General features: G+C 63.5%; 15 protein-coding genes and 1 pseudogene. 12 read left to right on the forward strand and 4 right to left on the reverse strand.

Features of this window, described 5'->3' with window-relative positions:
* Positions 1 to 110 precede the first annotated feature (110 nt).
* Positions 111 to 1,863 (reverse strand): annotated as a pseudogene (locus tag K5H97_RS02720) (acyl-CoA dehydrogenase).
* 276 nt (positions 1,864 to 2,139) lie between these two features.
* Here K5H97_RS02720 and K5H97_RS02725 point away from each other — a divergent pair.
* Both K5H97_RS02725 and K5H97_RS02730 read left to right on the forward strand, forming a co-directional pair.
* On the forward strand, positions 2,140 to 2,472 hold the full coding sequence (locus K5H97_RS02725; protein ID WP_028688309.1) for a type II toxin-antitoxin system RelE/ParE family toxin: 333 nt from the start codon (positions 2,140 to 2,142) through the stop codon (positions 2,470 to 2,472).
* Between the two features lie 49 nt (positions 2,473 to 2,521).
* Entirely contained in the window at positions 2,522 to 2,806 is a 285-nt protein-coding gene (locus K5H97_RS02730) for a helix-turn-helix domain-containing protein (RefSeq protein ID WP_028688308.1), read from the forward strand.
* A gap of 135 nt (positions 2,807 to 2,941) precedes the next feature.
* Here the strand turns inward: K5H97_RS02730 and putA are convergent, their stop codons facing one another.
* Positions 2,942 to 6,892: a trifunctional transcriptional regulator/proline dehydrogenase/L-glutamate gamma-semialdehyde dehydrogenase gene (putA, locus tag K5H97_RS02735; RefSeq protein ID WP_028688307.1), complete on the reverse strand. Its 3,951-nt coding sequence runs from the start codon at positions 6,890 to 6,892 to the stop codon at positions 2,942 to 2,944.
* 96 nt (positions 6,893 to 6,988) lie between these two features.
* Entirely contained in the window at positions 6,989 to 7,252 is a 264-nt protein-coding gene (locus K5H97_RS02740; protein ID WP_143496106.1) for a hypothetical protein, read from the reverse strand.
* On the opposite strand from K5H97_RS02740, the gene putP reads away from it, so the two are divergent.
* The 8 genes from putP to K5H97_RS02780 all read left to right on the forward strand — a co-directional run bounded on the left by putP (position 7,251) and on the right by K5H97_RS02780 (position 17,214).
* Complete coding sequence (gene putP / locus K5H97_RS02745; protein WP_028688306.1) at positions 7,251 to 8,729, forward strand: sodium/proline symporter PutP; 1,479 nt, start codon at positions 7,251 to 7,253, stop codon at positions 8,727 to 8,729. The genes K5H97_RS02740 and putP overlap by 2 nt on opposite strands.
* A 142-nt stretch (positions 8,730 to 8,871) precedes the next feature.
* Entirely contained in the window at positions 8,872 to 9,708 is an 837-nt protein-coding gene (locus tag K5H97_RS02750) for a 23S rRNA (adenine(2030)-N(6))-methyltransferase RlmJ (protein ID WP_028688305.1), read from the forward strand.
* Positions 9,709 to 9,904: 196 nt separating this feature from the next.
* Complete coding sequence (locus tag K5H97_RS02755; protein ID WP_028688304.1) at positions 9,905 to 11,662, forward strand: carbamoyltransferase family protein; 1,758 nt, start codon at positions 9,905 to 9,907, stop codon at positions 11,660 to 11,662.
* On the forward strand, positions 11,646 to 12,776 hold the full coding sequence (locus tag K5H97_RS02760; protein WP_028688303.1) for a glycosyltransferase: 1,131 nt from the start codon (positions 11,646 to 11,648) through the stop codon (positions 12,774 to 12,776). Before K5H97_RS02755 ends, K5H97_RS02760 begins: the two co-directional genes overlap by 17 nt.
* Positions 12,776 to 13,672 (forward strand): antimicrobial resistance protein Mig-14, encoded by an 897-nt coding sequence (locus K5H97_RS02765; RefSeq protein WP_028688302.1) that lies wholly within the window; start codon positions 12,776 to 12,778, stop codon positions 13,670 to 13,672. Before K5H97_RS02760 ends, K5H97_RS02765 begins: the two co-directional genes overlap by 1 nt.
* A complete protein-coding gene (locus K5H97_RS02770) occupies positions 13,669 to 15,072 on the forward strand; it encodes a PIG-L deacetylase family protein (RefSeq protein ID WP_028688301.1) in 1,404 nt (467 codons plus the stop codon). The genes K5H97_RS02765 and K5H97_RS02770 overlap by 4 nt, the downstream gene beginning before the upstream one ends.
* 16 nt (positions 15,073 to 15,088) lie before the next feature.
* Positions 15,089 to 16,045, forward strand: coding sequence for a glycosyltransferase family protein (locus K5H97_RS02775; protein ID WP_028688300.1), 957 nt, complete (start codon positions 15,089 to 15,091; stop codon positions 16,043 to 16,045).
* An 80-nt stretch (positions 16,046 to 16,125) separates the two neighbouring features.
* Positions 16,126 to 17,214: a glycosyltransferase gene (locus K5H97_RS02780; protein WP_028688299.1), complete on the forward strand. Its 1,089-nt coding sequence runs from the start codon at positions 16,126 to 16,128 to the stop codon at positions 17,212 to 17,214.
* 3 nt (positions 17,215 to 17,217) lie between these two features.
* Here K5H97_RS02780 and K5H97_RS02785 read toward each other — a convergent pair whose 3' ends face one another.
* Positions 17,218 to 17,823 (reverse strand): BUD32 family EKC/KEOPS complex subunit, encoded by a 606-nt coding sequence (locus K5H97_RS02785; RefSeq protein WP_028688298.1) that lies wholly within the window; start codon positions 17,821 to 17,823, stop codon positions 17,218 to 17,220.
* A 104-nt stretch (positions 17,824 to 17,927) separates the two neighbouring features.
* Here K5H97_RS02785 and K5H97_RS02790 point away from each other — a divergent pair, with 104 nt between their 5' ends.
* Entirely contained in the window at positions 17,928 to 19,103 is a 1,176-nt protein-coding gene (locus tag K5H97_RS02790) for an O-antigen ligase family protein (RefSeq protein WP_028688297.1), read from the forward strand.
* A gap of 15 nt (positions 19,104 to 19,118) precedes the next feature.
* Complete coding sequence (gene msbA / locus K5H97_RS02795) at positions 19,119 to 20,927, forward strand: lipid A export permease/ATP-binding protein MsbA (protein ID WP_028688296.1); 1,809 nt, start codon at positions 19,119 to 19,121, stop codon at positions 20,925 to 20,927.
* Positions 20,928 to 21,029 lie beyond the last annotated feature (102 nt).

The following is a 21,029-nucleotide window of genomic DNA, read 5'->3' on the forward strand; positions in this document are numbered from 1 at the left end:
CATGCTGCGTTGAAAACAGGCTCGGAATGCTCATTTGCAACCAGCAAACTCCGCTTCCTCGCCTGTTTTCGCCTTGCCTGATCGCCGCTCGGCGACTTTTCGTACAAAGCCTAGAACCACCCCTCTTGCATGCCCAGGCACGTATCGTCGCGGGCCTCGAGCAAAGCGAGGTCATTATGGCAGCCCGGCACTTCCCAGGTGAGGAAATAACGCGCGGCCTGGAGTTTGCCCAGGTAGAAGTCGCGATCGCTGCCCTTGAGGAGGCCGACCTCGGCATGAATGGCCTGCTCCAGCCAGCGCCAGCCGATCACGCAGTGGCCGAACACCTTGAGGTACAGCGCCGAGCAGGGCGAGGGTCACGCTCTGCAGGCGGTTGACCAGGTGCTCCAGGGGCTGGCGCAACGGATCGAGGTTCGGGTGATGGCTGGCGCGCTCGCAGGTGCCGGCGATCAGGCGGATCAGCTGCTTGAGCCCCGCGCCGTTGTTCTGCGCCAGCTTGCGCCCGAGCAGGTCGAGGGACTGGATGCCCTCGGTGCCTTCGTGGATCGGGTTGAGGCGATTGTCGCGGTAGTACTGCTCGACTGGGTACTCGCGGGTGTAGCCGTGGCCGCCGAGGATCTGGATCGCCAGCTCGTTGGCTTTCAGGCAGAACGCCGAGGGCCAGGACTTGACGATGGGCGTGAGCAGATCGAGCAGTTCCAGAGCTTGCCGGCGGGCCTCGGCATCCGCGGCGGTGTGGGTGTCATCGAACAGCCGGGCCGCGTACAGGCCCAGGTCGAAAGCACCCTCCACGTAGGCCTTCTGCGCCAGCAACATGCGCTTCACATCGCTGTGCTCGATGATCGATACGGCGGGGCTGTTCGGGTCCTTGTTGTCTGGAAGGCGGCCCTGTGGACGTTGGCGGGCGTAGTCCAGGGAATACAGGTAGCCGGCGTAGCCCAGCATCACCGCGCCCATGCCGACGCCGATGCGCGCCTCGTTCATCATCTGGAACATGCAGGCCAGGCCCTGGTGCGGCTGGCCCACCAGGTAGCCGACGCACTGGCCGTTGTCCCCGAAGTTCAGCGCGGTGGAGGTGGTGCCGCGCCAGCCCATCTTGTGGAACAGCCCGGCCAGCAGCACGTCGTTGCGCGGCCCCAGGCTGCCGTCGGCGTTGACCAGGTACTTGGGCACAATGAACAGCGAGATGCCCTTCACCCCGGGCGGTGCGTCCGGCAGCTTGGCCAGGACCATGTGCACGATGTTCTCCGACAGTTCGTGGTCACCGCCGGAGATGAAGATCTTGTTGCCCTTGAGCCGGTAGGTGCCGTCGTCTGCGGGTTCGGCGCGAGTGCGGATATCGGCCAGGGACGAGCCGGCGTGGGGTTCGGTCAGGGCCATGGTGCCGTAGTAACGGCCCTCGATCATCGGTTGCAGGAACAAGCGTCTCTGTTCGTCGCTGCCGAAGCTCTCGATCAGGTTGGCCGCGCCCATGGTCAGGAACGGGTAGGCCGTGGTGCCGGCGTTGGCGGCCTGGAAGTGGGCGAAGCAGGCTTGCGATACCAGGCTGGGCAACTGCATGCCGCCGACTTCGAAGTCGCGGTTGGCGTTGAGGAAGCCCGCTTCGAGGAAGGCGTCGACCGCAGGCTTCACCTCCGGGATCAGCTCGGCACGGCCTTCCACGTAGCGCGGCTCGTGTTCATCGCCCTTGCGGTTGTGCGAGGCGAAGTACTTCTCGGCGATGGTGCGGGCGGTGGTCAGCGCCGCGTCAAAGGTCTCGCGGCTGTGCTCGGCGAAGCGCGGGCGCTGGGTCAGGGCCTCGGCGTCGAGGACTTCGTAGAGCTCGAAGGCGAGGTTGCGGCTGCTGAGGAGTTGCTCGGACATGGCGGCATTCCTGGTTCGGGATGCAGCGAGTCTAGGCAAGGTGATAGGGCAGGGGACAGGTTAATTGGTTTGGGTGATATGGGGGCAGAAGTTGCCATCACCCAGGTCTCCTTGGGTTGCGCCGGGCGCTATGGATGTGGGTGTTACCCGTCGCAAAGCCTTGTCACGCAATTGCGCTTATATCGATATCGATATAGTTTTATCTTTGCCGCTCATGGAGAGCTTACGCCTCCGGTATGGACAAGCCAGGCGAGTGCATTGGCGGGAGCGTGCAGGATGCATGATGGGCAAAAGCCAATCGAATGGTTGGGTAGCAGCAAGCAGGACCTGCGGGACTTTCCGGTTGTGGCAAGGCAGCGGGCCGGGTATCAGCTGGAGCTGATCCAGGACGGTGAAGCCCCCTTCGACTGGAAACCAATGGAAAGCGTTGGGCCTGGGACGCGGGAAATCCGCATCAAGTGTCGGGACGGGGCGTTTCGGGTGTTCTATGTCGTGAGTCGACCAGAAGCGGTTTATGTCCTGCACGCGTTTCGCAAGACGACCGAGAAGACGGAAAAGCGCGATATCGATCTGGCGAGAGCGCGATACAAATTGTTGGGCGCCTGCTGAGCTGGAGTCGACAGTGTTTGAACGAGATGGATGCACAGAGGGATTTGCGATGACAAACGAACGCTCCACTTCGGTATGGGATGCGCTGTTCGATTCACCCGCAGAGGCCGAGAACCTGCGGCTTCGGGCGAAGCTGATGCGGGTATTGACCAGGATTGTCCAATCCTGGGATCTGCCGCAGAAAGACGCAGCACGGCGACTGCATCTGACTCAGCCACGTTTGAGTGACTTGCTCAACGGCAAGATAGACAAGTTCTCGCTGGATGCTCTGGTGAATATCCTGGCGAACGCCGATCTGGAAGTCGATTTTACGGTGAAAAAGAAATCTGCGTGATGGTTGCTTCGCTTTAGTTGCGCTGGCTTTTCCTGATTAGGTGAGGGCTGCCAGGTTGAGAAATCTCGGCAAGACAGTTGCTCCCACAAAAAAGGAGAGCCTGAGCTCTCCTTCTCCGTTCACCGACCGTCAGCGTCAGCCAATGGTCATCAGGCTGGCGTTACCACCCGCCGCCGCGGTGTTCACGCTCACCGCCCGCTCGATCACCAGGCGTTCCAGGGCGATCTGGTGATCGCCACTCGACAGCCCGTGCACGCCGACGATCGCGCCGGCACGCTTGGCCACCTGCTCGCAAACACCGCGCAGCTGGTCGGAGTGACCGTGGTGGATGACCGCGTCGAAGGCCACGTCGCCCTTGCTCCAGTCGGCCACCAGCTTGATCTTCGCCTGCAGCTCCTTCGGCAGACGGCCGCGCACGGTCTTGGCCGGCTCGCCGTCCTGGAACACCGCCGAGCTGCCCACGGCCAGTACCGCCGCCAGCTGGGCCAGCAGGTCGGCCTCGTTGTCGGCCAGGCACAGCACGTGTTCGCGAGGCAGCACAGTGTAGGTGTTGCGCTCGCCGGTCGGGCCTGGCAGCACGCGGGTGATGCCGCTCTGCGACTGCTCGGCGAACTGCTCGCACAGCGCGGCCAGGTCGCTCATCTGGCTGCTGGCCGCCCAGGTCTTGAGGGTGGTCAGCGGTTTGAGCTGCTGGTCGCGCAGGGTGGTGTCGGCCTTGCTGCGCGCATCGTCGGCCTGGAAGTGGCGGGCGATGGCGTCGGCCGGGCGGGTCGACAGCAGGCGGTACAGGTACAGCGGGCCGCCGGCTTTCGGGCCGGTGCCCGACAGGCCTTCACCGCCGAACGGCTGCACGCCGACCACGGCACCGACAATGTTGCGGTTGACGTACATGTTGCCGGCGTTGACGTTGTCCACCACCTTGGCGATGGTCTCGTCGATGCGGGTGTGCACGCCCAGGGTAAGACCGTAGCCGGAAGCGTTGATCTGCTCGATCAGCTGGTCCAGGTCCTTGCGGTTGTAACGCACCACGTGCAGCACTGGGCCGAAGATCTCGCGCTTGAGCTCGTCGAAGCTTTCCAGTTCGATCAGGGTCGGCATCACGAAGGTGCCGCGCTTGATCTCCTCGCCTTCGGCGATGGCCACCTGGTAGACGGTGCGGCCTTTGTCGCGCATGCCCTGGATGTGCTTCTCGATGCCGGCCTTGGCTTCGGCGTCGATCACCGGGCCGATGTCCACGGACAGGCGCTCCGGGTTGCCCAGGCGACTTTCGGCCATGGCGCCCTTGAGCATCTCGATCACGCGGTCGGCGGAGTCTTCCTGCAGACACAGAACGCGCAGGGCCGAGCAACGCTGGCCGGCGCTGTCGAAGGCCGAGGAGACCACATCGATCACCACCTGCTCGGTCAGCGCCGAGGAGTCGACGATCATGGCGTTCTGGCCACCGGTTTCGGCGATCAGCGGGATCGGGCGGCCCTGGTTGTCCAGGCGTCCGGCGATGTTGCGTTGCAGCAGGCGGGCGACTTCGGTGGAGCCGGTGAACATCACGCCCTTGACGCGCTCGTCACCGACCAGGCCGGCACCGACGGTTTCGCCCTGGCCTGGCAGCAGTTGCAGCACGCCTTCGGGGATGCCGGCTTCCAGCAGCAGGCGCACGGCCTGGGCGGCGACCAGCGGGGTCTGTTCGGCCGGCTTGGCCAGTACCGGGTTGCCGGCGGCCAGCGCCGCGGCCACCTGTCCGGAGAAGATCGCCAGCGGGAAGTTCCATGGGCTGATGCACACCACCGGGCCCAGAGGGCGGCAGCTGTCATTGCGCAGGTCGTTGCGTGCCTGCACCGCGTAGTAGCGCAGGAAGTCCACGGCCTCGCGCACTTCGGCGATGGCGTTGGCGTAGGTCTTGCCGGCTTCGCGCACCAGCAGGCCCATCAGCGGCTGGATGTCGGCTTCCATCAGGTCGGCGGCGCGTTCGAGGATCGCGGCGCGCTCGGCCGGTGGGGTGGCTTGCCAGATCGGCGCGGCGTTCAGTGCGCACTGGATGGCGTTGTCGACGTCGGCGACGGTGGCTTCCTGCACGTGGCCCACGACATCGCGGTGGTCGGCCGGGTTGAGCACCGGTGTGGCCGGCTGCTCGCTGGCGGCGCAGGCCAGCAGCGGCGTGGCTTTCCAGTCATTGTGGGCGGTGGCCAGCAGGGCGCAGGACAGCGACGCCAGGCGGTGTTCGTTGGCCATGTCGATGCCGGCCGAGTTGGCCCGCTCGCTGCCGTACAGCTCACGCGGCATCGGGATGCGCGGGTGCGGCAAGCCGATGCTGCCTTCCTGAGTGCCCATGCGCTCGATGCTGGCGACCGGGTCGGCGACCAGTTCCTGGATGGAGATCGAGTGGTCGGCGATGCGGTTGACGAACGAGGTGTTGGCGCCGTTTTCCAGCAGGCGACGGACCAGGTAGGCCAGCAGGGTCTCGTGGGTGCCGACCGGTGCGTACACGCGGCATGGACGGTTCAGCTTGCCCTCGGAGATCTTGCCCACGACTTGCTCGTACAGCGGTTCGCCCATGCCGTGCAGGCACTGGAATTCGTACTGGCCCGGGTAGTAGTTCTGCCCGGCGATGGTGTAGATGGCCGACAGGGTGTGGGCGTTGTGGGTGGCGAACTGCGGGTAGATGGCTTCTGGCACGGCCAGCAGCTTGCGGGCGCAGGCAACATAGGAAACGTCGGTGTACACCTTGCGGGTGTAGACCGGATAGCCTTCCAGGCCTTCGACCTGGGCGCGCTTGATCTCGCTGTCCCAGTAGGCGCCTTTCACCAGGCGGATCATCAGGCGGTGACGGCTGCGCTTGGCCAGGTCGATGACGTAGTCGATCACGTACGGGCAGCGCTTCTGGTAGGCCTGGATGACGAAACCGATGCCGTTCCAGCCGGCCAGCGACGGCTCGAAGCACAGGCGCTCGAGCAGGTCCAGCGACAGCTCCAGGCGGTCGGCCTCCTCGGCGTCGATGTTCAGGCCGATGTCGTACTGCTTGGCCAGCAGGGTCAGCGACAGCAGGCGCGGGTACAGCTCGTTCATCACGCGCTCGTACTGGGCACGGCTGTAGCGCGGGTGCAGGGCCGAGAGCTTGATCGAGATGCCCGGGCCTTCATAGATGCCGCGGCCGTGCGAGGCTTTGCCGATCGAGTGGATCGCCTGCTCGTAGGACGCCAGGTATTTCTGCGCGTCGTGCTCGGTCAGCGCGGCTTCGCCAAGCATGTCATAGCTGTAGCGGAAGCCCTTGGCTTCGAACTTGCTGGCATTGGCCAGGGCCTCGGCGATGGTCTCACCGGTGACGAACTGCTCGCCCATCAGGCGCATGGCCATGTCGACGCCCTTGCGGATCATCGGCTCGCCGCTCTTGCCGATGATGCGGGTGAGCGAGGAAGTCAGGCCGGATTCGTTGTGGGTGCTGACCAGCTTGCCGGTCAGCAGCAAGCCCCAGGTGGCGGCGTTGACGAACAGCGACGGGCTGTTGCCCAGGTGCGGCTGCCAGTTGCCGGTGCTGATCTTGTCGCGGATCAGCGCGTCACGGGTGCCTTTGTCGGGGATGCGCAGCAGTGCTTCGGCCAGGCACATCAGCGCCACGCCTTCCTGGGAGGACAGCGAGAACTCCTGCAGCAGGCCCTGGACGATGCCGGCACGGCCGCCGGCGCTCTTCTGGTTGCGCAGCTTGTCGGCCAGGCTCGCGGCCAGCTTGTTGGTGGCTTCGGCCTGGGCGGCCGGCAGGCGGGCCTGCTCCAGCAGCATCGGCACCACTTCCTGCTCGGGGCGGCGGTAGGCGGCGGTGATCGCCGAGCGCAGTACCGACTGCGGCAGGATGCTTTCGGCGAATTCCAGGAAGCACTGGTGGGCGTGGTCGGCGGCGACTTCGCCGGCGTCGTCGCCAGCGGCGGCATGGCCGTTGAGGTCGTTCAGGGTGGCGCCACCCTCGAGCTTCTCGAGATAGTTGAAGATCGCTTGCTTGATCAACCAGTGCGGCGTGCGGTCGATGGACTGCGCAGCTGCTTTGAGTCGCTCACGGGTCGGGTCGTCGAGTTTAACCCCAAGGGTGGTCGTCGCCATTTCTTATCCTCGTTATTGGTCACGGATGTGGCCTAAGCTGAAGGCAAGATTAGCCTGTAGGACAATTCGGGTGCAACCGGGTGCAACCCGAAATCTTCACGGTAAAGGTGCAACTCGTCTGAAGGATGTTTCCTTACAGCCGAAACGGTCTTTTTTGCTGCTTTTGCTTATGTAAAACGCTGCGTTTGCTCCGAAAAGGAGCAAAAAAGGGGCTTTATCCGAAAAACCATGGCTGGGTGCAACTTGCAAATGAAAAATGGTTGCACCTCGTTCATGTTGTTGCATAGGATTCGCCGCCTGGGTGCAACCGTCGTGCACGGCGGTCGCAAGAGATAAAAACAACGCCAGGGCACAACTCATGGGCAATCCACTAACGATCACCTTCGTGATCTACATTGCGGCAATGGTGCTGATCGGCTTCGCCGCCTATCGCTCCACCAAGAACCTTTCCGACTATATTCTCGGCGGCCGTAGTCTCGGCAGCGTGGTTACCGCGCTTTCCGCCGGCGCATCGGACATGAGCGGCTGGCTGTTGATGGGCCTGCCGGGCGCCATCTACTTTGCGGGCCTTTCCGAGGCCTGGATCGCCATCGGCCTGACCGTCGGCGCCTACCTGAACTGGCTGTTTGTCGCCGGCCGTCTGCGTGTGCAGACTGAGCACAACGGTGATGCCCTGACCCTGCCGGACTACTTCTCCAGCCGCTTCGAAGACCAGACCGGCCTGCTGCGGATCATCTCGGCGATCGTCATCCTGGTGTTCTTCACCATCTACTGCGCTTCCGGCATCGTTGCCGGCGCCCGTCTGTTCGAAAGCACCTTCGGCATGTCCTACGAGACCGCCCTGTGGGCCGGTGCCGCCGCGACCATCGCCTACACCTTCATCGGTGGTTTCCTGGCCGTAAGCTGGACCGATACCGTGCAGGCTTCGCTGATGATCTTCGCGCTGATCCTTACCCCGGTGATCGTGCTGATTTCCACTGGCGGCTTCGACCAGACCTTCGCTGCCATCGACGCGGTGAACCCGGCGCACTTCGACATGTTCAAGGGCGCGACCTTCATCGGCATCATCTCGCTGATGGGCTGGGGTCTTGGCTACTTCGGGCAGCCGCACATCCTGGCGCGCTTCATGGCCGCCGACTCGGTGAAGTCGATCGCCAACGCCCGCCGCATTTCCATGACCTGGATGATCCTGTGCCTGGCCGGTACCTGCGCAGTGGGCTTCTTCGGCATCGCCTACTTCTCGGCGCATCCTGACCTGGCAGGTCCGGTCACCGAGAACCACGAGCGCGTGTTCATCGAACTGGCCAAGATCCTGTTCAACCCTTGGGTTGCCGGTATCCTGCTGTCGGCCATCCTGGCCGCTGTGATGAGTACCTTGAGCTGCCAGTTGCTGGTGTGCTCCAGCGCCCTGACCGAGGACTTCTACAAGGCCTTCCTGCGCAAGAACGCTTCGCAGCAGGAATTGGTCTGGGTCGGTCGCCTGATGGTCCTGGCTGTCGCGCTTATCGCCATTGCGATGGCCTCCAATCCGGAAAACCGAGTGCTGGGCCTGGTGGCCTATGCCTGGGCCGGCTTTGGTGCCGCCTTCGGTCCGGTGGTGTTGATCTCGGTGCTGTGGAAGGGCATGACCCGTAATGGCGCCCTGGCCGGTATCGTGGTCGGCGCGCTGACCGTGATCCTGTGGAAAAACTACGTGGACATGGGCCTGTACGAGATCATCCCGGGCTTCCTGTTCGCCAGCATCGCCATCTTCGTGGTGAGCAAGCTGGGCAGCCCGTCGAACAGCATGGTTTCGCGTTTTGAAACTGCTGACGCGGCGTATCACGCTGACAAATAACGCCTGCTGAATCGGCGTTGTCCCTATCGCGGGGCAAGCCCGCTCCCACGTGTCCTCGGGCATTTGTGGGAGTGGGCTTGCCCCGCGATGCTTTTTGCCGGCTGCAAGGCAAGGTAAACTTGTTGCCCCCGCAGGAGTCCTCATGAACTATCGTCACGCCTTCCACGCCGGCAACCACGCCGACGTCCTCAAGCACATCGTGCTCACCCGCCTCATCGCCCTGATGTCGCGCAAGGAACAGCCATTCGCCTACATCGACACCCACGCTGGCCTGGGTCTCTACGACTTGCAGGGCGACCAGGCGAGCCGTACCGGTGAGTACCTCGAGGGCGTGGCCCGCCTGTGGAATCGTGACGACCTGCCGGAAGCGGCCGCCGACTACCTGCGCATCATCAAGCGCCTGAACCCGGATGGCGAGCTGCGCTTCTACCCGGGCTCGCCCGAGCTGGCGCGTCGTTTGATGCGTCAGCAGGACCGCGCCCTGCTCAACGAGAAGCACCCTGAAGATGGGGCGCTGCTCAAGGAGAACATGAAGAAGGATCCGCGGGTCACCGTTCACCTGGGCGAAGGCTGGCACATCCCGCGGGCGCTTCTGCCGGTGCAGGAAAAGCGCGCCATCATGCTGATCGACCCGCCGTTCGAGCAGGCCGACGAGCTCAAGCGCTGCACCGTGGCCATGAAAGAGGCGATCGGTCGCATGCGCCAGACCGTCGCGGCGATCTGGTATCCGATCAAGGACCAGCGCTCGTTGACCCGTTTCTATCAAGATCTGACCAGCACCGGCGCGCCGAAGCTGCTGCGGGTCGAGCTGTACGTGCACCACCAGGATAGCCCGCAGGGCCTGAACGGCTCGGGCCTGGCCATCGCCAACCCGCCGTGGGGCCTGGAGGACGAGCTCAAGACGCTGCTGCCGTGGCTGGCCAAGGAGCTGGCGCAGACCGCTGGCAGCTTGCGCATGGACTGGTTGATCGCCGAATAGCCTAACGGCATGTGACCCTCGTGGGAGCGGGCTTGCCCCGCGATGGCGCCGGTGGATCCGCCGCTATCGCGGGGCAAGCCCGCTCCCACGCGAGTGCATCGCGCCTGACCATCTTTGCGTTATAATCCCGCCCTTTAGCCGCCATCCGCCCGAATGGCCGTTGGCGCACTTCATACCGATTTGAGAGGCTAGACCCTTGGCACTGACGATTCTTGGCCTGTCCGGCGCCCTTAGCCATGACCCTTCCGCGGCCCTGTACATCGACGGCAAGCTGATTGCCGCCGCCGAAGAAGAGCGCTTCGTGCGTGACAAGCATGCGAAGAACCGCATGCCCTACGAGTCGGCGAAGTTCTGCCTGGAGCAGGCCGGCATCAAGCCGTCTGACGTCGACGTGGTGGCCATTCCGTTCGCCCCTATCAGCCTGTTCGGCAAGGCCCGCTGGCATTACGCCAAGCGCTACTGGTACGCCCCGGACCGCGCCCTCGATGCGCTGCTGATGGGTAACCGCCGCTACAAGCGCTACCGCAAGAAGATCGTCTGGTGCCTGGAGCAGCTGGGCTTCGATCCGAAGAAGATCAAGATCGAGCCGGTCGAGCACCACCTGGCCCATGCCTCCAGCGCCTACCACTGCTCGGGTTTCAAAGAGAAAACCGCGATCCTCGGCATCGACGGCAAGGGCGAGTACGCCACCACCTTCTTTGGCTATGGCGAAAACGGCAAGATCCACAAGATCAAGGAATTCTTCGATCCAGACTCGCTGGGCGGCCTGTATGGCGCGATCACCGAGTTCCTCGGCTTCGAGATGCTCGATGGCGAGTTCAAGGTCATGGGCATGGCGCCATACGGCGATGCCAGCAAGTACGACTTCTCGCGCCTGGCCAGTTTCGAAAACGGCGAGCTGGTGATCAACACCGAATACGCCAACGTCATCGGCCTGCGCCGCTATAAAGAGAAGGGCAAGGGCTTCTACTTCTCGCCCAAGCTGATCGAGTGGCTGGGTCCGAAACGCGAAGGCGACATCGCCGACGAGCCTTACATCCACTACGCCGCCAGCATGCAGGCGCTGTTCGAGAAGCTCGCCCTGCAGATGATCGACCATTACCTGGGCGACACGCTGAAAGAGACCGGCAAGCTGGCCTTCGCCGGCGGCTGCGCGCTGAACGTCAAGCTGAACCAGAAGATCATCGCCCGTGATGATGTAAAGGAGCTGTTCGTCCAGCCGGCCTCCGGCGACGCCGGTACCGCCGTTGGCGCGGCCGCCTACGTGTCCCACGCCCGTGGCGTGCCGGTCGAGAAGATGGAACACGTCTACCTTGGCCCTGCGTATTCCAATGAAGACGTGATCGCCGCCTGTGCCCGTCACCCGAGCCAGCCGAAATGGCGCAAGCTGGAGAACATGCCGGAGCAGATCGCCAAGATCATGGTCGATGGCAACCCGGTGGCCTGGTTCCAGGGCCGCATGGAGTTCGGTCCGCGTGCGCTGGGTGGTCGTTCGATCATCGGCTGCCCGAGCGTGGAAGGCGTTGCCGACCGCATCAACCACCAGATCAAGTTCCGCGAGCGCTGGAGACCTTTCTGCCCGTCGATGCTCGATACTGTCGCGCCGCAGATGATCAAGATCGATCACCCCGCGCCGTTCATGACCTTCACCTTCGAAGTCGCCGAGGAGTGGAAGACCCGCGTGCCGGAAGTCGTCCACGAGGACGGCACTTCGCGCGCCCAGGTGCTCAAGCGTGAGTACAACCCGCGCTACTACGACATGATGAAGGCGCTGGAAGACCTGACCGGCAACGGCGTGTCGTTGAACACCTCGCTGAACCGCCGCGGCGAACCCATGATCTGCTCGCCGACCGACGCCCTGAACATGTTCTTCGGCTCGGACCTGCAGTACCTGATCATGGAAGACATCCTGGTGGTCAAGGAAGGCGCCGCGCCGTATGACCAGCCGCTCTGAACCGCGCATCCTGCAGTTCTGCCATGGTTATGACGGGCCGTTCCTCGATTGTGCCCGTCAATACGCCAGCCTGTTCCAAGGCAGCGGCTACAAGGTCACTACCGTGTTCCTCACCGGGGCAGCGGACGCGCAGGTCGCGGCTGGCTGTGCCTCGGACGAGGTGCTGTTTCTCGAGTTCAGTTCCAAGGCCGTGCGCGGCCTGAAGCTGGGCGCGATCCGCGCGCTGCGCAAGATCGCCGCGCAGCGCAATTTCAGCTTTTGCATCGCCCACCGCTTCAAGCCGATCTATGTCGCGCTGCTCGGGACCGGCCTGCCGGTGATCGGCGTGCACCATGCCTTCGGCGACTATGAGCGCAAAGGGCGGCGGCTGTTCGCCAACCTGTTCCGCAAGCGCCTTAGCCTGCTCGGTGTGTCGGACGCGGTGCGTGACGACATGCGTCGCTGCTTGGGCCAGTGGCCGGCCGAGCGTATTCAGACCCTGTACAACCGCATCGACGTCGAGGCACTGCAGGCCAGCCTGGTGCCGTGTGACGAGGCGCGCCGTGCACTGGGTCTGGATGAACGTGCCTGGGTGGTCGGCAACGTCGGTCGCCTGCATCCGGACAAGGACCAGGCCACGCTGCTGCGCGGCTTTGCCGAAGCCTTGCCGGGGCTGCCGACCGGCGCGCGCCTGGCGATTCTGGGCAAGGGGCGTCTCGAGGCGAAACTCAAGGCCCTGGCCGCTGAGCTGGGCATCACCGACCAGGTCGACTTCCTCGGCCAGGTCCCGGATGCCCGCCGTTACTTCCGCGCTTTCGACGTGTTCGCCCTGAGCTCCGACCATGAGCCGTTTGGCATGGTCTTGCTCGAAGCCATGGTCGCTGGCGTGCCGGTGCTGGCCACCGCCTGTGGCGGCGCCCGGGAAGTGGTCGAGGGTGTGGGTGTGCTGTTCCCGCTGGGCGATGCCGCGCAGCTGGCCCAGGGCCTGAAGCACATGGCCGGCCTGGGTGCGCAGCAGCGCGAGGCATGCGCCGGGCATATGCTGCAGCGTCTGCAGCAGCGCTTCAGCGACCAGGCGGTGCGGGATGCCTTCTGGAAACTGCCGCAAGTCCGCGCGCTGAAGGCGGAGGCTTGATGCTCAATCATCTCAAGGCCTGGCGCGAACGCGGCTGGCAAGTGATCGACGTGGCCGCGTACAGCGACGCCTGGCAGCGTTATGGCGGCAGTGTCGCCACGCACCCGTTGGTGATCGAGCAACTGGCGGACCTGGCCGGGATCCCGGTGCGTTACCTGGGCTGGTTCCAGGGCGCCGAGCTCAAGGCCGCGCTGCCGACCTGGGGGCGCCACCTGGCGCTGTCCAAGGACGTGCTCAAGCGCGAAGGCAAGAAAGGCCTGTTCGACCTGGGCAATGCCGAGATCATCCTGCCGGCCGCCGCCGATGCCGGGGCGCCGCTGCGCCACGCCGGTCGCTACCTGTCGGAGTTGAACCAGGGGCGTTTCGCCGGCTTGAAGGCACAACCCGAGCAGTTGGCCATGGCACGTCCCCACGAGGACCTGTCGAAGAAGTTCCGCTACAACCAGCGTCGTGAGCTGCGCTTGCTGGAAGAGGCGGGCGGTCAGGTGCGACCGATCAGCGATTTCACTGCAGCCGAGGTCGCCGCGATGTACTGTGATTTGTTCCAGCGTCGCTGGGGCTTCCCGGCCACCGGCGCGGCCCGCATGGCCGAGGTGGTCGAGCGCTTGCGCGAGCTGCTGGTCGGATCGGTGCTGTTCCTCGACGGGGCGCCCATCGCCATTCAACTGGTGTATCGCGTCGAGGCGCCGCAATGGATCAGCGTCGAATACGTCAACGGCGGGGTCGATCCAGAGACCAAGGCCTTCAGCCCTGGGAGCGTATTGAGCTTCCTAAACACCCAGTCTGCCTGGGAGCAAGCCACGGCCCGCGGCAAGGCATTGCGGTTCTCGTTCGGTCGTGCGGACCGTGAGTACAAGGACCGTTGGTGCAACCCTGTACCGGTGTTCCAGTCGTGAGCCGCAAGCAGCAGTTGCTCAAGCGCCACCGGCGCAACAAGCGCCTGGTGCTGCTGGTGGGCCTGGTGCTGCTGGTTGCGTTGGGCGTGTTGGGTGTGTGGTGGTTACCGCTGTTGTTGCTGGCGCTGCTGTGGGGGGCGCACGAGGCCTGGTTCGCCGATCACCTGTTCTACTCGCCGGGCGAAGACTACGCTTACCGTTTTGCCAAGGACACTCGCGAAGTCGCGGCGAGCCTGCGGGGCGATCTGCTGCAGACCGATGTTGCACTGCAAGGTGACGAGACACTGATCCTTGAAATCGGTATTCGGAGCCGTTGGCTCGGGCGTTTCCTTGATCCTCGCGTCGAGCTGCTGGCGGGGGCCGCCAGCGACGTGCAGACGTTCGAGCGTGGCGTCAACGGAGTGCGATTCCTCAATCTGACCGGGTTGGCCGAACCATTGGCGGCCGGCACGTTGCGTCTGCGTGGTCGGCATTGCCGATTGAAAGAGTCAGCGCGCTTGTGGATAACCCCAGCGGTCAAGCTGCGCAACCGCCGAGTGATGGTCATTGCCCCCCATGCCGACGACGCCGAGTTGGCGGCCTATGGGCTCTACAGCCAGGCCGACGAAGCTTGGGTTGTCACCCTGACTGCCGGTGAGATCGAGGCCGAACACTACCAGGCCATGGGCCTGGCCAAGGCTGAGGCGGCCAGGCTGAAGGGCCGCCTGCGCGCCTGGGATAGCATCGCCGTGCCACGTTGGGCAGGCGTGCCGGAGTCGCATTGCGTGCAGCTGGGCTACTTCTGCCTGCAATTGCCAGTCATGCAGGCTGCGCCGGATCTGCCGGTGGGCTCGCGTGAAGCCGACCTGGCCGACATTCGTCCCTTCCGCCGTTTCAATCCGTTCCCGCTGCCGGCCGATGTCGATGGTGCGCCAAGCTGGCACAACCTGCTGGCCGACCTGCGTGCCCTGTTCGAGATGGCCCGGCCCCAGGTGCTGGTGATGCCGCACCCGGTGCTCGATCCGCACCCGGACCACATCTGTGCCCAGGCCGCAGTGCTCGAGGCGCTGCAAGGCCTGGCGTGGCAGCCTGAAACGTTGTTGTGCTACGCCAACCACCTGCATGACAACGACCGCTGGCCGATGGGCGACAGCGGTGATGGCGTCGCCCTGCCGCCGCAGTTGCAAGCCGCCGAAGCCTGGGCACCCTGCAGCCTGGTGCTGGATATCGACACCCAGCGCGACAAGGCCATGGCCCTGGGCATGATGCATGACCTGCAACCTGCCCCCCCCTTCAAGCGTCGCCTGCGCCGTGCGTTGCAACGCTGGCTGGCAGGGCGCCGCCCATCGCCGTACGGAGAGAATGAATTCTTCCGCAAGGCGGTGCGCCGACATGAACTGTTCTGGCGTCGCGACCTGTGAGCGCCCAAGGAAAGCAATGAAAGTCCTATTTCTGGTGCAGAAGGAACAACGGGCGATTCTTGACCGCCTGTACGACGGCGTCGCGGCCAACTGTGACTGCGATCTGCGTTGGCTGAGCGACGAGGACCAGCGCAACCTGCGTCGCTACTTCAAGCGGGAAGTGGACGTCACGCGCTACGACCGTATCGTGTTCTTCCTGCGTTTCAAGCAGGAAATCCGTCAGGTTGCGTTCATTCGCAGCGTTCCCAACCTGGTGATCCTCGAGCACGACGCGTACCAGAACTACATACCCTGCAAATACACCGGCAAGTTCAGCGAGCATTACCGCCAACTGCCTTGGGCCCGAATCATCAGCTCTGGCTACATGGTCAGCGAGCGCCTGCGCCAGGAAGGCTTCGACGCGGTATTCGTGCCCAAGGGCTACGACGAACAACTGTTGGCCGACCAGGGGCGCGAACGCGATATCGAGCTGGCATTCGTCGGCAGCACCAAGAGTGTCGCCTACAGTGGCCGCAAAGCCTTGCTGGATGAGTTGGGGCAGGTGGAGAATCTGGTGGTCACCCGTACCAAGTCAGGCGAGGACTATTGCAATACCCTCAACCGTATCCGTTTTTTCGTCAGTGCCGACGTCGGTATGGGCGAGTACATGATCAAGAACTTCGAGGCGATGGCCTGCGGTTGCGTATTGTTCGCCTACGACCAGGGCGAAGCGGAGAACCGCGCACTGGGGCTCGAGGACATGCGCAACGTGGTGTTGTATGACAGCATCCCGACGTTGCAGGCCAAGCTGCGTCAGTTACGCGAGGATCCTGCGCTGGCGGCGTTCATCGCTGGCAATGGGCGTGAACTGGCCACTGCGCGCTTCAGTTTTGCCGCCGTGGGCCGAAGCATTGTCGAGCACATGGTGCCTGCACTGCGAGCGCATCCGCCGCTGACCGGCTGGCAGCGCTTGCGTTTGTGGCTCGGATTCTGACCTGGTTCGAGCAAGATTTCGCGGATCAGCAAAACGGCTGGCTTCAAGGCCCACCGAATCATCAAAGGGGCGTTACGCCGTTGAATATCCTCAATGTGATGTGGTCGGGTGGTTCGCCCTTCGCTTCCATCCACAGTGTGCACCGGCAGGTGCTGGCGCATGCCCCGAGTGGTGCGCAGGTGACCAACTGGCTTCTGCTCGGAGAGGGTTTGTGCAGCGGCGTGGGTCAGACGCGCAGCTGGCATTTGTCGCCACGCGTGCTCAAGGGGCGGCTAGCGCACCGACTGGCACTGTCCTGGGTGAAGTGGCGTCTGCGTCGCGCGTTGAAGGTGGTGGTTCCCGATGTGCTGTTGCTGGACGGACTGGGCGTTGCCCGGCTGCTGCTGCCATTGTTGCGACGGCTTCCAGACGTGCAGGTTGCCGTCCTGTTCCACGGTACGACACGCCTGACCCGACGCGATGTAGCCCTGTTCCGGCAGTTTCCTGTAGAGCGCCTGACGGTCGCCGCTGTCTCCACGACATTGGCGCTTTCGCTGGCCCAGGGGTTGGGGCGTTCGGTGCAAAGCTTGCGTGTGGCGCTGAATCCTCGGGCCTTCACCGATCATTCGCTGGATCGGGAGCAGGCCAGGCAGGCCTTGTCGTTGATGGAGGACGGTCTTGTGCTGGGGGCGGTGGGTCGCCTGGTCGAGAGTAAAGGTTTCGAGATGTTGATCCAAGCGTTCGCCAGGACGCGCGCAGTACAGCAAGGCGCTCGCCTGGTCATACTCGGCGATGGACCGTTGCGTGGGCAGCTGGAAGCGCAGGCCAGATCGCTCGGCGTGGGTGATCGTGTCCGGTTCTATGGCCACCGTGAAGATTCGATACGACTGTACCCGGCCTTCGACTGGTTGCTGCTGCCCTCCCGCTCGGAAGGCCTCGGGCTGGTGCTGCAGGAGGCCGTGCTTTCCAAGGTGCCGGTCGTCTGCAGTGACCTGCCGGTTTTTCGAGAGCAGTTGGCTGATGCGGGCCACTACCTGCCGACGGACGATCCGTATGCCTGGGCTGACGTCATTGACGATTGCGCCTTTCAGGATGCCGGGGCCAAGGCTTCGGAGCAGTGGCAGGCCTTGGCGCCGGAGCAGGGATGGCAAGCGTTCCGGTCCGGTTCGGCCAGCCTGTTGGCGCGCTGAGTGTCAGCGCGCCGCCAGGGCCGCCTGGAACTGATCGAGGGGAAACTCTCGGGCGAGGGGTTCTCGCTCGATGTAGCGAACCATGTGCTGTACGTTGCGTTGCACCATTCGGGAAGAGAGCGGGGCGCGCAGGAAGCGCATGTCGGCCACGTCGATCAAGCCCAGCAGGCCTTCGGGGGTCTCGACCACGTTGCCCAGATGCAGCGAGCGGAAGTAGATCCCCGCCTGATGCAGTCGCCGAATAAGCTCGACGAGGCGCGGCAATTGCCGGTCCCAGCTGAAGTCGGCCTGGCGCGACAGTTGCAGCAGGGTCTCGCCCGGCAGCGGTCGATAGAGCACTGCCGTGCGGCCCGGCAGCGGCAGCTTGTGGTGGCTGATCACTTCCAGGGTTGGGAAACCGGCCTGGCCCAGGCGCATGGCGTTGTCGATGAAGCGCTGCGAGTAGGGGCGTAGCAGTGCAGATGAAATCAGACGCTTGCGACGAAACACCTTGAGGATATTTCCATCCCCAAGCAGGTAGACTTTGGCGCCGTGGCTATCTGCCTCAAGCACCTTGGCGCCGAGAGTCAATCGATCGAAGTCGACCTGGGAGAGCCGGGAACATTGCATGTATTCGAGCCTTGTCTTCAGGGCAGGCAAAATGACCGGTAATAATGCCGAAATTTATCTGTTAGCACCATGACGGTGTGCTTGTGTTTTACATGGGGGAAAGGATGTTGCACGAAAAGAACTGGGCCAGAGCCTGGCTGGGGTGGGGGTTCATCTGGTTCCTGGCGGCGATTGCGCTGGCACCGAGCAACAAGCTATACCAGCAGGGCCTGATCCTGTTCCTGTGGTTGCCGACCCTGGGGCTTGCGTGCTCCGCCCGGCATGTCTATGCCCAGGCCTTGCGAAGGCAACCCGGGTTGTGGGGCTGTGTCCTGGCCCTGCTGCTCTGGTGTGCCATCAGCCTGACCTGGTCGACCGCCGAGGATGGTGGGCGTGAAGGCAAGCGGCTGGTGTACATCCTGCTGTTCTTGCTGGCCTTTCCCCTGTTGGCACAGGCCGGCGTCGAGCGAGCTTCACGCCTTCTGCAACTGGGAGGTGGGTTGCTGGCGCTGGCCGCGTTGATTTCGATCGTGCAGTTCTATGTGGTGGCAGGTAATCCGCTGGTGACCCGAATCGAAGGCATCGGTGAGATTTCCCACCCGATCCTGGGGGCCTATGTCATCGCCGCCGCAGTCCTCTGGCTGCTGTACAGCTTCCCCACTCAGCGTGGGTTGCAGCTGGCCTGGGCGATGGCCCTGGCCTGCCTGGGTGCTTTCGTGGTGTTCAGCCAGAGTCGCGGAGCCGCGTTTGCCCTTGTGGTGGCCGTCGTCCTGGCGCCACTGTGGTTCCGCAACCGCAGCAGCAGCCTGTTCGCCGCGCTGGCAGCCCTGGCCACCGGCATCGCTTTTTATATGATGTACGAGCTGATCATGCTCCGGGGGTCGTCCTACCGTCCGGAAATCTTCCACGCCGCTGTGCAGATGATCAGTGAGCACCCTGTCGGCGGCCTCGGTCTGGGTGCGTTCTACCGCGTGGAAGCGGCAGGGCTCGAGTTCGACCATACCCACAACATGTTCACTCATATTGCCGTGGAGCTCGGGTTGCCGGGGATGTTGCTGTGGCTAGGGGTCTGGCTGTGCACCCTGGTGGCGATCCTGCGCGCGCGCGATACGTTGTTCGGCAAGATCCTCCTGGTCTTCTGGGTGTACTCGACCCTGGCCATGCAATTCGATGCCGCCAGCCTGACCGCCACGCCACGGGCCGAATGGTTCATCAGCTGGCTGCCGGTAGGCCTGGCAATGTTGTTGCCGTGGGCAGATGACCAGAAACGACGCTGTGGTAAAATCGCCGGTTCAATCTGAACAGCGAGCTCGATGATGGCCGAAACACCGCTACCGGTGGAGAACACCTCCAGCCTGAAGATCTACTTCAGGCTGCTGAGGTACGTGAAACCCTACATCGGCATCTTCCTGCTGAGTATCGTCGGGTTTGTGATCTTCGCTTCGACCCAGCCGATGCTGGCCGGGATCCTCAAGTACTTCGTCGACGGCCTGAGCAATCCCCAGGCCGTCCTGTTCCCCAACGTGGCCTACCTGCGCGACCTGCAACTGCTGCAGGCCGTGCCGCTGCTGATCATCCTGATCGCAGCCTGGCAGGGCCTGGGGTCGTTCCTAGGCAACTACTTCCTGGCCAAGGTATCGCTGTGCCTGGTGCACGACCTGCGCGTGGAGCTGTTCAACAAGCTGCTGGTGCTGCCCAACCGCTATTTCGACAACCACAACTCCGGCCACCTGATTTCGCGCATCACCTTCAACGTGACGATGGTCACCGGCGCTGCGACCGACGCGATCAAGGTGGTGATCCGTGAAGGCCTGACGGTGGTCTTCCTGTTCGCCTACCTGCTGTGGATGAACTGGCAACTCACGCTGGTCATGGTCGCAATCCTGCCGGTGATCGCCGTGATGGTGAGCACTGCCAGCAAAAAATTCCGCAAGCAGAGCAAGAAGATCCAGGTGGCCATGGGTGACGTCACCCATGTTGCCTCCGAGACCATCCAGGGCTATCGGGTGGTGCGCAGTTTCGGCGGCGAACGTTACGAGGAGCAGCGCTTCAGCGCCGCCAGCCAGGGCAACACCGACAAGCAGTTGCGCATGACCAAGACCGGCGCGCTCTACACGCCGCTGCTGCAACTGGTGATTTACAGCGCCATGGCTGCGCTGATGTTCCTGGTCCTGTTCCTGCGTGGGGACGCATCGGCTGGCGACCTGGTTGCCTACATCACGGCCGCGGGGCTGCTGCCCAAGCCGATCCGTCAGCTTTCGGAGGTCAGTTCGACCATCCAGAAAGGCCTGGCCGGTGCCGAGAGCATCTTCGAGCAATTGGATGAAGCCCCTGAGGTGGATACCGGTACCGTTGAGAAGGCGCGTGTGCAGGGCCGTCTGGAAGTGCGCAATCTGAGCTTCACCTACCCAGGTACCGAGCGTCAGGTGCTCAGCGACATTAGCTTCACTGCCGAGCCTGGCCAGATGATTGCCCTGGTTGGTCGTTCCGGCAGCGGCAAGTCGACCCTCGCTGCGCTTATTCCGCGTTTCTATCACCACAGCGAAGGGCAGATTCTGCTCGATGGCGTGGAAATCGAGGAGTATCGCCTGCGCAACCTGCGTCGACATGTATCCCAGGTCACCCAGCATGTCACGCTGTTCAATGACACCGTGGCCAACAACATCGCCTATGGCGACCTGGCCGGTGCACCGCGTGCCGATATCGAGGCCGCGGCCGCCGATGCCTATGCCAAGGAGTTCGTCGACCAGTTGCCGAAAGGTTTCGACACTGAGGTCGGCGAGAACGGTGTGCTCCTGTCAGGCGGTCAGCGTCAGCGCCTGGCGATAGCCCGTGCACTGCTGAAGAATGCGCCGTTGCTGATTCTGGATGAAGCGACCTCGGCGCTGGATACCGAGTCCGAACGGCATATCCAGGCAGCCCTGGACCATGTCATGCAGGGGCGCACGACACTGGTGATCGCCCACCGGTTGTCGACCATCGAGAAGGCCGACATGATCCTGGTGATGGAGCAGGGGCGTCTGGTGGAGCGTGGTACTCATGCCGAGCTGCTTGAGGCCAATGGCTACTATGCCCGTCTGCATGCCATGGGCCTGGATGCGCCGGAAAACGTCGATATCACCTAAATCCAAGCATCGGGGCCGGCACGGCCCCGATTGTCACTGCAGTTGTCCACAGCGAAGGTGGCGGTAAAGCCATCCACGACCCTGTGCTAATATCCTGCCCCT

It is taken from the genome of Pseudomonas mosselii, assembly GCF_019823065.1.
In the GTDB taxonomy this organism is placed as follows: domain Bacteria; phylum Pseudomonadota; class Gammaproteobacteria; order Pseudomonadales; family Pseudomonadaceae; genus Aquipseudomonas; species Aquipseudomonas mosselii.